The 12,539-nt window shown below is 72.9% G+C and carries 10 protein-coding genes; 5 read left to right on the top strand and 5 right to left on the bottom strand.

Annotated elements, in window-relative coordinates; translation table 11 throughout:
• Positions 1 to 47 precede the first annotated feature (47 nt).
• Complete coding sequence (locus ACZ4FV_RS00380; protein WP_465321465.1) at positions 48 to 827, top strand: VOC family protein; 780 nt, start codon at positions 48 to 50, stop codon at positions 825 to 827.
• A gap of 461 nt (positions 828 to 1,288) precedes the next feature.
• Here the strand turns inward: ACZ4FV_RS00380 and ACZ4FV_RS00375 are convergent, their stop codons facing one another.
• The 3 genes from ACZ4FV_RS00375 to ACZ4FV_RS00365 all read right to left on the bottom strand — a co-directional run bounded on the left by ACZ4FV_RS00375 (position 1,289) and on the right by ACZ4FV_RS00365 (position 6,367).
• The gene (locus tag ACZ4FV_RS00375; RefSeq protein WP_402229388.1) at positions 1,289 to 2,455 is read right to left on the bottom strand and encodes an alkaline phosphatase family protein; all 1,167 of its coding nucleotides are present in this window, start codon (positions 2,453 to 2,455) and stop codon (positions 1,289 to 1,291) included.
• On the bottom strand, positions 2,452 to 3,039 hold the full coding sequence (locus ACZ4FV_RS00370; RefSeq protein WP_161365428.1) for a DUF5998 family protein: 588 nt from the start codon (positions 3,037 to 3,039) through the stop codon (positions 2,452 to 2,454). Before ACZ4FV_RS00370 ends, ACZ4FV_RS00375 begins: the two co-directional genes overlap by 4 nt.
• Positions 3,040 to 3,634: 595 nt before the next feature.
• Positions 3,635 to 6,367 (bottom strand): bifunctional acetate--CoA ligase family protein/GNAT family N-acetyltransferase, encoded by a 2,733-nt coding sequence (locus ACZ4FV_RS00365; protein ID WP_465321464.1) that lies wholly within the window; start codon positions 6,365 to 6,367, stop codon positions 3,635 to 3,637.
• Between the two features lie 123 nt (positions 6,368 to 6,490).
• Here ACZ4FV_RS00365 and ACZ4FV_RS00360 point away from each other — a divergent pair, with 123 nt between their 5' ends.
• Positions 6,491 to 6,829: a VOC family protein gene (locus ACZ4FV_RS00360; RefSeq protein WP_395869272.1), complete on the top strand. Its 339-nt coding sequence runs from the start codon at positions 6,491 to 6,493 to the stop codon at positions 6,827 to 6,829.
• Between the two features lie 30 nt (positions 6,830 to 6,859).
• Complete coding sequence (locus tag ACZ4FV_RS00355; RefSeq protein WP_395869274.1) at positions 6,860 to 7,870, top strand: pseudouridine-5'-phosphate glycosidase; 1,011 nt, start codon at positions 6,860 to 6,862, stop codon at positions 7,868 to 7,870.
• 79 nt (positions 7,871 to 7,949) lie between these two features.
• Here the strand turns inward: ACZ4FV_RS00355 and ACZ4FV_RS00350 are convergent, their stop codons facing one another.
• Positions 7,950 to 9,245 (bottom strand): four-carbon acid sugar kinase family protein, encoded by a 1,296-nt coding sequence (locus ACZ4FV_RS00350; protein ID WP_465321463.1) that lies wholly within the window; start codon positions 9,243 to 9,245, stop codon positions 7,950 to 7,952.
• A gap of 210 nt (positions 9,246 to 9,455) precedes the next feature.
• On the opposite strand from ACZ4FV_RS00350, the gene ACZ4FV_RS00345 reads away from it, so the two are divergent.
• Entirely contained in the window at positions 9,456 to 11,180 is a 1,725-nt protein-coding gene (locus tag ACZ4FV_RS00345) for an AMP-binding protein (RefSeq protein ID WP_402229398.1), read from the top strand.
• A gap of 44 nt (positions 11,181 to 11,224) precedes the next feature.
• Here ACZ4FV_RS00345 and ACZ4FV_RS00340 read toward each other — a convergent pair whose 3' ends face one another.
• Complete coding sequence (locus tag ACZ4FV_RS00340) at positions 11,225 to 11,914, bottom strand: hypothetical protein (RefSeq protein ID WP_402229401.1); 690 nt, start codon at positions 11,912 to 11,914, stop codon at positions 11,225 to 11,227.
• Between the two features lie 176 nt (positions 11,915 to 12,090).
• On the opposite strand from ACZ4FV_RS00340, the gene ACZ4FV_RS00335 reads away from it, so the two are divergent.
• The gene (locus tag ACZ4FV_RS00335; protein ID WP_395869282.1) at positions 12,091 to 12,510 is read left to right on the top strand and encodes a hypothetical protein; all 420 of its coding nucleotides are present in this window, start codon (positions 12,091 to 12,093) and stop codon (positions 12,508 to 12,510) included.
• The last annotated feature ends 29 nt before the right edge of the window (positions 12,511 to 12,539 follow it).

The following is a 12,539-nucleotide window of genomic DNA, read 5'->3' as shown; positions in this document are numbered from 1 at the left end:
CGATGACGGATCGTCCCGAATTGTCGGCATCTGTCGAGGAGGCATCGATGAGCGAGTGGACCTCGCGATATCCCACCGGGGTGCCCTGCTGGGTGGACCTGGGCGTCCCCGACGTCGAAGCCGGACTGGCCTTCTATCGCGGCCTGTTCGGCTGGGAGGGCGAGATCGGGCTGGCCGGGGTGGGCCACTACACCACCTGCACGCTCGGCGGCCGTCCGGTCGCCGGCCTGATGGGCCGCATGCCCGGTCGACAGGGCCCGGTCGCCTGGACCACCTATCTGGCCGCGGACGACGCGGACGCGGTGATGCGACGGGTCGGCGCGGCCGGCGGCACGGTGATCGCGCCACCGATGGACGTCATGACGTTCGGCCGCATGGCGGTCGCCGCCGACCCCACCGGCGCCGTGTTCGGCGTGTGGCAGGCGGGCGACCACAACGGCGCGGGCGTGGTCAACGAGCCCGGCGCGGTGGTGTGGAACGAGTTGTACACGCCGGACAGCGCACGGGCCAAGGAGTTCTACACGGCGGTCTTCGACTTCACCTACGAGGACATGTCCGACGCCGACTTCGACTACGCGACGTTCCACGTCGGCGGTGTCCTGCGCGGCGGCGTGGCGGGCGCGCGGAACGGCCCGCCGGCGCACTGGGCCGCGTACTTCGCGGTGCGCGACGCGGACGAGACCGTCGACCGGGTGGACAGCCTGGGCGGCAGGGTGCTGCGCGGCCCGGAGGAGTCGCCGTACGGCCGACTGGCGGCCGTGCGGGATCCGCAGGGCGCGGTGTTCAACGTGATCGCGGTGGCATCGAATCCGAATGATCCGCAATAGTCCATCCGGTCCGAATTCACCTGCGGGAGTGCCGGGTTCGACCCGCCGCTCCGGCCGAAACCACTCCGCCCTTGAATCAAACGGGTGACGTAGAGTCGAGCGTGACGGGCTCCCGTCCGGAAACGGGGTCCGGGATCGGCGGGACCCGTGCGCCTACGTACACACGGATCACGTCGCCCGCGGCCTTCCTCGGCCGGGAGACGCATCTTCTTCGTCCCGACCATCGAGGGGGTCCATTTCCATGGGCAAGCTGTTCAAGATCGTCCTGTTGCTCGCCGCCGCCGCGGGCGTCGCCACGCTCGTCGCGTCGAAGCGGCGCAACCAGGCCTGAACCGGCCCGGGTTCATCGAAGGGACGGCCTCGTCCGGAGGCCGTCCCTTCGGCATGAGCGCCCTTGGGCATGAGCGCGGCGCCCGGGCGTGACGTGAGGACACGCCCAGGTCCTGTCCGCCGGACAGGGCCTAGCCGCGCGCCTCCAGCAGCGGCACCAGTTGCTCCGCCGACGTCATCGAGCCGTGCACGCCGGTGAGGCGGGATTCGCCCGGTTCGCGGCGGGAGGCGACCACCGCGATGTCGCCGAAGGCCGCCGCGACGATGTCACCGACGCGGGCACGGACCCGGTCCTCGACGACCGGGCCGAACCAGCCGGACTCGATCGCCTCCTCCCCGGTGACCACCCACATCTGGTCGCCGAGCATGTCGTCCCAGATCGCGTGCACGTCCCTGGTCGCACCCGGGCGCGTGTAGACGTGCCGCGCGCGGGACTCGCCGCCCAAAAGGGCGACGCCGGCGGACAGGGCGGGGTCGGTGTCCACGTCGATCCGCTTCTCGGGCGCCACGTCGACCATGCCGTGGTCGGCGGTCACGTACAGGACCGAGTCGGCGGGCAGCCCCTCGGCCATCGCCCGCGCGACGCCGTCGATCCGGCGCAGCTCGGCGCGCCATTCGGGCGAGTCGACGCCCATACCGTGGCCGCAGCGGTCGAGTTCGCTCGCGTAGGTGTACACCAGCACAGGCCCCGGTTGGGCGAGTTGTTTGTGCACGCCCTTGACCCTGGGCGCGCCGAATTCGGCGCCGATGTAGCGACCGCCGCCCAGCACCGCCCTGGTCAGCGGCGTGTGTTCGAACATGCCGTCGTTGACCTGCGCGACGGTGATCCCGGCGGCGGCGGCCCGCTCGAGCAGGCTCGGGTACGGCTGCCAGTCCCGCGGACGGATGTCGTCGACCCACCGCAGTTGGTTCATCAGCCGGTTCTCGCCGGGCACCGCCACCGAGTAGCCGACCAGGCCGTGTACGCCCGGGGTGAGCCCGGTGCCGAACGACGCGAGGCTGGTCGCGGTGGTCGCCGGGAAGCCGGCCGTCAGGGGCCGGCCGCTGCCCGCGAACGACGTCTCCAGGAGCGAGTGCAGGTACGGCGCCTCGACCGGATGCTCGCGCAGCAGGTCCCAGCCCAGGCCGTCGATCAGGAACACGCACGCGGCGCGCGCGGGCGCGAGGCCGAGCGTGTTCTCCTCTCCGGGCATGCCGAGGGAGGCGGCTATCGAGGGCATCAGGTCGGACAACGCCCCGGTCCCGTAGCGAGGCAACGGGACCGGGGGTTGTTCGTCGAGCCAGACGGAGGCACTCACTGGTTGATGCCGGCCACTGCCTCGGACAGCGCGCGGGCGAACGTGAGGGTGCGCTCCACCGCTTCCGGACCGTCGGCGGCCTCGCTGACCCGCAGCGAGAGGTCGTCGGCGGTCAACGAGCCGGTGTAGCCGTGGTCGACCTCACAGTTCGGGTCGGCACACCCGGCCGGTTCGAGGTCGATCCGGCCGACCGCGCCCCACCCGATGGTGAGCACGGCCTCGCGGGGCGGGGCTCCCGGAACGTATTCGGCGGGGTTGCCCACGACGCGACTGACCACGACCGACTCGAGGCGGTCGATCCGAACGGTCTCGGTGGACGTCGTCGCGTAGGGAGTGGGCGACGTGTCGTCGGGTGCGTGTTCGTCGGTGTGGCTGACCAGGAAACGGCCTGGCGTGAGCACCAGAACGGTGATGTGGCGGCGGACCTCATTGGAATCGAACGTGGTCTCCTGGTGCACCAGGAAAGCGTCGACCGGCTCGGTGCCGATCGTGGACTCGACCGCGTCGGCAACGAGGCTCGGGTAGTAACCGCTGCGCTCGATGGCCGTGCGCAGCCCCTGGGTCGAGGTGGTGGTCTTAGCCATACCCCCCATCCTGGCACCTCCAAGGGCACACGTGCGCCATCCGCCCCGTTCGAAGGTGGGGTTGCGCACCTGCCGTTGCCAAATGGTGACGGTTTGTCGATGTAATGACAGGACCGAACGGGTGAGGTGGATGCGCACTGTTGGTGCGACATCTACGGATCGCCACCGTGCGCCTTCCGTGCGCCCTCCCGGTGGAGGCCCCGGCGGGGTTGACTCGTCTCCTGAGAGGACCGCCGGGGCAACAGGGACGCGCCGTCGACACGGTGGCACCGACGGAACTCTCGCGACACTCGCGTCCTCGAGGGAGGGAGCGAGTGACACCGCCTCACCGCCGGGGACACTCGGGGAAACGACCGGCGCGGGGCGGCCTGGTCCGGACAGCGTCGAACGGCATGAATTGCGCGGCCATGTGGAGGGCAGGCGCGGAGGGGCATGCCGCGGAGCGGATCCGGCCTGGAGCCGCCGCCGTACGTAGGTGCCACAGCTCGGGGTGGCATGTGAGTACGGCGGCGGTTCCGCATCTCCGGACGGCTTCCGCCGGGATCAGCCGGGATCAGCCGGGATCGGCGCGACGCTCGACGTGCCACGGCGCCGGCTACGGTCGGGACAGCGACCTGGGGCCGAGGTCGGTGCGGGCCGGCGGGCGGGACAGTCGGATCTGCGCGCCGAGCACGTGCGCGCCCTCCGCCGCCACGATCACCGGGTTCAGTTCGATGGACGTGACCTGGGGCAGGTCGTCGGCCAATCGGGACAGCCGCGACAGCACGTCCTCCAGGGCCGGCACGTCCACCGGGCGCGCGCCCCGGTAGCCGAACAACATCGGCGCCGCCCGCACCTCGCGGACCAGATCCGCCACGTCCTGATCGGTGGCGGGCACCAGTCGGTAGGCCGCGTCGCCCAGCAGCTCGGTGGCCGGGCCGGCCAGTCCGAAGGACAACACCGCGCCGAACGACTCGTCGTAGGTGAGCCCGAGCACGGTGGCGATCCCGTGCGGCGCCATCGGCTGCACCACCAGCCGGGCCTGGTCCGGGCCGCCCAGGCGGGTGGTCATCTCCCGGAACACCCGGCGCAGTCCCGCCTCCGCGCCGATGTCCAGACGTACCCCGTCCACGTCCACGCGGTGCCGCAGGTGTTCGGCGATGGTCTTGAGCGCGACCGGGTAGCCCAGTTCGGTCGCCGCGCGGACCGCCGCGTCCTCGCTGTCCACCCGCACCGCGGGCAGCAGTTCGACGCCGTAGCAGGCCAGCAGGTCGGCGGCGTCCGCCGGGGACAGGCCCACCGCGTCCGCGGCGCCGAGTCGGGCGCGGACCAGCGCGCGGGCCTGATCGGTGCGTACCTCGGGGTGTTCGGGCACCGATCCGGTGGGTCGCCGGCGCCACGCGGCGTAGCGCACCACCTCGGCGAGCGCGCGGACCGCGTTCTCCGGGGCCGGATAGGAGGGCACCGAGCCGAGCGCGGGCACACCGTCCGCGTCCAGCCGGCGCAGTTGTGTGGGCAACCCCTCGTGCGCGAGGTAGGTGGTCAGCAGCGGCTTGCCGATCTGTGCCGCGTGCCCGGCCATCTCCGCGATCACGCTCGCCACCTCGTCGCCGGAGGTGGTCAGCGGCGGGATGAACACGGTGATCACCGCGTCCGTCTCGGCGCAGGCCAGCGCGTCGGCGAGCGCGTCGCGGAAGTCGTCGGCGGTCGCGGAGGTGGTCAGGTCGACCGGGCGCCGGGGCCGCAGGCCCGCGCTCGCGCACGCGTCCTGGGTGAGCAGGCCCAGCGAGTCGGAGTTGCCGATGATCGCGATCCGGTCGCCGGCGGGCAACGGTTGGTAGGCGAGCAGTTGGCCCACGTCGAACAGTTCGGCGACGGTGGGCACCCGGATCACGCCCGCCTGGCGGAACAGCGCGTCGACCGCCGAGTCGGGCAGTGTCAGCGCGCGGGTGACGTGCCCGAGCGGGACGCCCTGGCTGTGCCGCCCGGACTTGACCGCGACCACCGGTTTGGCCCGGGAGACCCGGCGGGCGAGCCGGGTGAACTTGCGCGGGTTGCCGATCGATTCCAGGTGCAGGAGCACCACGTCGGTGGCCGGGTCGTCCTCCCAGTACTGCAACAGGTCGTTGCCGGAGACGTCGGCGCGGTTGCCCGCCGACACGAAGGTGGAGAGCCCGATCCCGCGGCCCACGGTGGACTCCAGGATCGCGATGCCCAGTGCGCCCGACTGGGCGAACATGCCCACCCGGCCGCGGCGCGGCATCCGTGGCGACAGGCTCGCGTTGACCCGCAGGTCCGGGTCGGTGTTCAGCACGCCGAGGCAGTTGGGTCCGATCACCCGCATCCCACGCCGGCGCGCGGCGCGGACCAGGCGCCGCTGCCGTTCGCGGCCCTCGGGACCGGTCTCGGCGAAACCGGAGGACACCACGACCAGACCGTGCACCCCCTTGCGCCCGCACTGTTCGACCACCTGCTGCACCGCGTCCGCCGGGACCGCCACCAGCGCCAGGTCCACTCCCCCGGGGATGTCCAGCACCGAGGCGTAGGTCGGCACGCCGTCGATCGGCTCGCTGCCCGCCTTCGGGTTGACCGCGTACACCTCGCCGGTGAACTCGCCCGAGCGCAGGTTGGCCAGGAGCGTGTTGCCGACCGTGCCCTCGTGCCGGCTGGCGCCGATCACCGCGACCGAGCGCGGGGTGAGCAGTCGGGCGATCGAGCGTGCCTCGGCGCGGTGTTCACGCCCGAGCATGACCCCGAGCGAGGTCTCGGTGGGCGCGAGTTCCAGGGTGAGTCGGACCACGCCGTCCTCGAACGCGGACTGCTGGGTGTAGCCGGCCTCGGTGAACACCGTGACCATGCGACGGTTGGAGGGCAGCACGTCGGCCACGAAGCGTCGGATGCCGCGCTCGCGGGCGACCGCGGCGATGTGTTCGAGCAGGACCGACGCCACGCCCCGGCCCTGCTGGTCGTCCTGGACCAGGAAGGCCACCTCGGCGGTGGAGGAGCGGCCCTGCGGGCCGGTGCGCACCGCGCGTCCGTCCGGGCCGATCCGGTCGTAGCGCACGATCGCGACCATCTCGTCGCCGACGAACAGGCCCAGGCCGACCCGGTCGACCCAGTCGTGCGTGGTGAAATGCCGCACGTCGCGGTCGGACAGCCGGGGGTAGGGCGTGAAGAAGCGCAGGTACTTCGACTCGGCGGAGACGCGCGCGTAGAAGTCGACGAGGCGACCGGCGTCGTCCGGACCGACGGGACGCACGTGGGCGGTGGCGCCGTCGCGCAGCACGACGTCGGCCTCCCAGTGCTCGGGCGGCTTCGGCGACGGACCTGCGGTGTCGGTGGGCTCCACGTTTGCGAGGCTAGCCCCTGCGACGCGTCGCCGGCGGATTCGAGCCGCCCCGACTCGGTGGGTGTCCGGCGCGCCTGATAGACCATCAGATACCGTGCCCGGTCTCGCCGCAGGAGGTAACCCATGTCCGCTCAGGGCCTGTCCGCCGCTTTCCCCGTCGCCGACATGGCCGCGGCGGTGCGGTTCATGACCGCGGTGCTCGGCGCGGAACCGACCTTCGTCGACGGCGAGCGCTGGGCGCAGTTCGACGTGAACGGCGGCCGACTGGCGCTGGCCGGCACCGACCGCGAGGGCGAGTCGGCCTCGGTCATGGTCAAGGTGGCCGACCTGGAGGCGGCCCTGGCGCCGCTGCGCGAGGGCGGGTTCACCGTGGGCGAGTCGGTCGAGGGACCGCACGAGGTGCGGGTTCAGGTGACCGGGCCCGACGGATGGGCCGCCGTGTTGTACCAACCGCGACGCTGACCACGGGTCGCGACGGGACGGCGGATAGCCATGATCATCGGAGTGTCCGAGCGCCGGGGCGAGGCCGAACCCACGCGTCCCGGCGCGTATGCCCCGCCGCTGCCGCTCGCGCCCGGTAGCGTCCTACCGGTGAACGGCTTGCGGATCCTGCCGGAGGTCGCGGACGCGCTCGCCGCCGGCCGACCCGTGGTCGCCCTGGAGAGCACGATCATCGCGCACGGGCTGCCGCGCCCGGACAACCTGCGGATCGCCCGCGAGATCGAGGGACGGGTCCGGGCCGCGGGCGCGGTCCCGGCGACGATCGCGCTCGTGCACGGCCGACCGTCGATCGGGTTGGACGCCGAGACGCTCGAGTTCGTCGCCATGTCCCGGGACGTGCTCAAGGCCGGGATGCGCGACCTGGCCCTGGTCGCCGCCCGGGGCGGGCACGCCGCGACCACCGTGGGCGCGACCGCGCACCTGGCGCATCAGGCGGGCATCCGGGTGTTCGCCACCGGCGGCCTGGGCGGGGTGCATCGCGAGGCGCGGGAGAGCTGGGACGAGTCGGCGGATCTGATCGCGCTGACCCGCTGCGGGCTCACCGTGGTGTGCTCGGGGGTCAAGTCGATCCTGGACGTGGGCGCGACGCTGGAGCGGCTGGAGTCGCTCAACGTGCCGGTGATGGGTTTCGGTACGCACGCGTTCCCGGGGTTCTACCTGGCCGACTCCGGCCACCGGCTGGAGTGGCGGGTGGACACCGCGGACGAGGTGGCCGACGTCGTGCGCGCGCACGAGGCGCTCGGCCTGGGGCGGAACGCCCTCGTGGTGGCGAATCCGGTGCCGCGGGCCGATCAGGTGGACCCGGACCTGCACGATCGGGTGTTGCGTCGGGCGCTGACCGCGCTGGCCGACAGCGGGATCCGCGGCAAGGCGGTCACCCCGTTCCTCCTGGACGTCTTCCACCGCGAGACCGGCGGCGCGAGCCTGAACGCCAACATCGCCCTCATCCTCAACAACGCCGACCTGGCCGCCCGCATCGCGCAGGCCCTGACCATCGCCTGAGCGGCCCGATCGGGGCGCCGGCACCGCCGACTCCGGGCCGATGCCGGCCGGGTGGGGCGCCCGTCGCGGGAGCGTGCTCCTACCACCGTCCGGCGTCGATCTGCGACGTCGTGACCGCCGCCGGCCGGGCCGTACGGACGGTGGAGCTCATCCGCAGGTGCAACACGCAGGCCACCGCCGCGTGCGGGTCCCCCGCCGAGCCGCCCTTCGCGGCGAACGGCAGCCCGTCGTACGGCCCTCCGACCAGTCGCCCGGCCGGCACCAGCGGTTGCACCTCGGTCTCCACCGCGAGCCCGTCCGCGCCCAGCGCGATGCACACCGCGCCCGCGATGTCCCCGCCCGTCGCGTACACCCCCGCGAACGGCGCGGCGGCCAGCGCGCGCCCGACCGCCTCGCCGAGCAGCACCGGAAGCCGGGCGGAGACCACCGGATCGGCCCGGTCCGGGACCAGGGTGCGGATCCCGGCCAGGGGTGTGCCGGTGCGGGCCAGCGCCACCAGGTCGGCCGCGACCCGGACCGGATCGGGCGCGTCGCCCACCTCCAGCCACCGCGCGCCCAGTCGGCGCCGGGTCCAGGCGATCTGCTCGCGGCCGAGCGGGCTGAGGCTGCCCGCGACGCCGAGCACGGGTCGACCGGTGGGCACCGTGCCCAGCGCGCTCGCCAGCGCCGCGCCGAACGGCCCGGGATCCACCGGCAGCCAGCGCGACTCCCCCGCGAGCACGCCGGTCGCCGCCGCCAGTGCGAGCGTCTCCACATCGGCGTCGGTGACCGCGTCGCAGACCAGCACCCGGGCGGCCGGATCGCACAGGGCCCGGACCAGGCCGGGCGGGTCGCCGCGCACGACGTCGAGCGGGACGTGCGCGATCGCCCGATCGATCGTGTCGAACGCCTCGATCACGGCCGCGGACGTCACCGGGCCGAACCCGTCGCGGGCGACTTCGCCGTCCGCGATCGGGACGCCGTGCGCGTGCGCGACACCGGCCTCGACGGGCCGGCCGGCATCGGGACGGGCCGGCACCACCAACGCGCGCACCGGCGGCCCGGGACGGGCGTCGAGCACGTGCAGCAGCGCGCCGGTCTCCGCGCCGGGATTGCCGCGCAGTGTGCCGTCCATGCGCTTGCCCACCAGCGGCGCGTCCGGGAACACCGACGCGCCCGCGACCACCCGCCGCGCGGCCTGCACCCCGGGCAGGTGCCGGGTGGCCAGATCGAACACGAGTACCTCCGGCGCGCCGGAGCACGCCCGAGGTGGACCGCCGGTGACCAGCGTGCGCATCCCCCGCCGGGCGAAGCGCACCGCGGTGGCGTTGGCGCCCGTGAGGTCGTCGGCGAGGACGAGCACGCGCGGGCCGGATCGCCCCGTACTGTCTGTCAATTACGGTCCCGAATGTCGGATCAAGATCATCTTTGTGCGCTTGTTTCCGTAGCCTCTCGGAGTCTTGCGGCCCGGCGCCGCGACGGTCAACGTGAGGAGCCCGGAGCCGGTCGTTGACCGCTCGAACGGGTGATGCGAGGGTGCGTTCCTGCACCGATGCAGCGGTGCTGCGGTAAGGCGACACCGCACGACAGACGGAGGAATTCGGCGATGACGGGTGCGACCGAGGCGTTTCGCGCAGCGCGCGACTTCCTGCTCGAACACCGCGAGGACCAGCCCACCGCGTGCCGGGACTTCCCGCGTCCCGAGCCGACCGAATTCAACTGGGCGCTCGACTGGTTCGACCCGAACGCGCGCGGAAACGACGCCACCGCGCTGTGGATCGTGGCCGAGGACGGCACCGACACCAAGGTCTCCTTCGACGAACTGGCCCGGCGCTCCGACCGGGTCGCGTCGTGGTTGCGGGCGCGCGGGGTGCGGCGCGGCGACCGGGTGTTGCTGGTACTGGGCAACCGGGTCGAGTTGTGGGAGGCGATGCTGGCCGCGATGAAGCTCGGCGCGGTGATCATCCCGGCCACCACGATGCTCGCGCCCGCCGATCTGACCGACCGGGTCACCCGCGGCGACGTCGCGCACGTGATCGCCGAGTCGGCGGTGACTCCGGGCTTCGCCGAGGTGCCCGGAGACTGGACCCGGATCGCGGTGGGCGAACCGAGCCCCGGCTGGCTCGCGTTCGCCGACGCGCACGACTCACAGGGCGCGGACGAGGCGTTCGTGCCGGACGGGCCGACCGCCGCGGCCGACCCGCTGCTGCTGTACTTCACCTCCGGCACCACCGCGCAGCCCAAGCTGGTGGGCCATACCCAGGCGAGCTATCCGATCGGGCACCTGTCCACGATGTACTGGCTGGGCCTGCGGCCGGGCGACGTGCACCTGAACATCTCCTCGCCCGGCTGGGCCAAGCACGCCTGGAGCAATTTCTTCGCTCCCTGGAATGCCGGTGCCACGATCCTGATCGTGCGTCAGGAGCGATTCGCCGCACGCCCGTTGCTGGACACGATGGTGCGTTGTGGGGCGACCTCGTTCTGCGCGCCGCCGACCGTGTGGCGGATGCTGGTCCAGGAGGACCTCGGCGCGTGGCGCACCGCGCTGCGCGAGGTGATCGGCGCGGGCGAGCCGCTCAACCCGGAGGTCATCGAACAGGTGCGGACCGCCTGGGGGTTGACCATCCGGGACGGCTTCGGCCAGACCGAGACCACCGCGCAGATCGGCAACGCGCCCGGACAGCAGGTCCGGCCGGGCTCGATGGGCCGGCCGCTGCCCGGGTACACCGTCGCCCTGCTCGACCCGATCTCCGGCGAGGTGGTCACCGGCGAGGGCGCCGAGGGCGAGATCTGCCTCGAACTCGCGGCACGCCCGCTGGGTCTGATGACCGGTTACCTCGACGACCCGGAGCGCACGGCCGAGTCGATGCGCGACGGTTTCTACCACACGGGCGACGTCGGCACGCGGGACGCGGACGGCTACATCACCTATGTGGGCCGCTCCGACGACGTGTTCAAGGCGTCCGACTACCGCATCTCGCCGTTCGAGCTGGAGAGTGTGCTGATCGAGCACGACGCGGTGGCCGAGGCCGCGGTGGTGCCCTCGCCGGATCCGGTGCGGCTCGCGGTGCCGAAGGCGTACGTGGTGCTCGCCGCCGGGCACGAGCCCACCCGTGAGACCGCGCTGTCCGTGCTGCGGCACGCGCGCGAGGTGCTCTCGCCGTACAAGCGGATCCGCCGGATCGAGTTCGCGGAGTTGCCCAAGACCATCTCGGGCAAGATCCGCCGGGTCGAACTGCGGGGTCGCGAACGCGAGTTGCACGAGGGCGACTTGGCCGGACGGGGCGCGCTGGAGTGGTTCGAGGAGGACTTCCCGGAGCTCAAGGGCTGACCGGACCGGGGCCGGGCCGCCACAGGCCCGGCCCCGGAACGCGCTCAGATCTTGTCGGCGACGATCTTGGCGATCGCGATGTGCTGCGTACGCGGGAGGCCCTTCGCGGCGGGCGCGAGGGACACGTGCGCCTCGACCATCAGGTCGGTGCCGCGCGGCTTGACGAAGTAGACCTCGGGCACCGAGGGCGCCGGATAGGCGCCGTCCCCGGCCACGTACAGCGTCGGGAACGCGCCGAGATCGGTGATCGGCTTCCCGTACTTGGACGCGTCGTTCTTGGCCGCCACGCTCTCCGCCGTGCCGGAGAGCCTGCTGCTCTGGGTGAAGTACTGCACGGTCAGCAGCGACGAGTCGCCCGGGCCGTAGTAGCGGCAGCTGTGCAGCGTGGGGTCGTTCTTGGTGCGCGGAACCTCGCTGCCCAGCACACCCTTGAGCTCGGCGGGCGTGAGCAGGTTGCAGAAGTCCTTGGCGCCGACATCGACGGTGCCGCCGGGCTTGCCGGTCTCCGGCGCGGTTGCGGGCGCGGTGCCCTTGCCCCCGCCGGGCTGCGTGGCCGGCGCGCCGCTCGCGCCGCCGGTCGAGCCGCCGCCCGCCTGGGGCGCGGCCGTGGCCGGGTCCTTCTTCTTCTTGTCGTCGTCGCCCTTGACCTTGTCGACCAGACCGCATCCGCTGGACAGCGCGATGACGGATGCGGCGATCAACAGGCCCGGTACGGCAGGCTTACGCAGGTACAACGTGGTTCTCCATCCCCGTGGGGCGACCGGCGCCTCCTCCACCCCCGTGGATGCGTGACGGAACGTCACGACGGCGCGGATCGCTCGATGTCGCCGATGCGTGTGTGCGGCAGAGCGAGGCTAATGCACGAAATGGATGACCGCTGAAGTGCCGCGGGAGCGATACGGTGACGACCGTGACGACTACGCCGAGTGAATCCGACGGGCTCGTACGCACCGCGACGTTCGGTTGGGGCGGGGCCCGGGCCGCGCTGGGCGTGGTCGCGCTGCTCGACCCGGTGCGGGTGTCCCGACCGTGGATCGGCGACGACGCGGAGCGCACCGGCGCGCTGGTCTTCGCCCGCGCGCTCGGCGGACGCGACCTCGCGCTCGGCGCCGGCGCGATGTTCGCGGCGGGCCGCGGCGAACCGATCCGCGCCTGGGCGCTGGCGGGCTCCGCCGCCGACCTCGGCGACACGCTGATCACCTGCGCGTACCGCGGGAGGCTGCCGCGCGGACGGCGGGCCTTCATCGCGGGCCTGGCCGGGGGCTCGGCCGTGCTCGGCGTGGCCCTGGCCCTCGCCGAGCGGGGCAGGGACCGCCGGGGCCTGTCCTAGGAACGCGGTGGCGGGGCGGTCCGCATCGG

Source organism: Embleya sp. NPDC025285 (assembly GCF_055558835.1).
The sequence above is the reverse complement of the archived record's forward strand: the minus strand, read 5'-3'. Positions and strand labels throughout refer to the sequence as shown.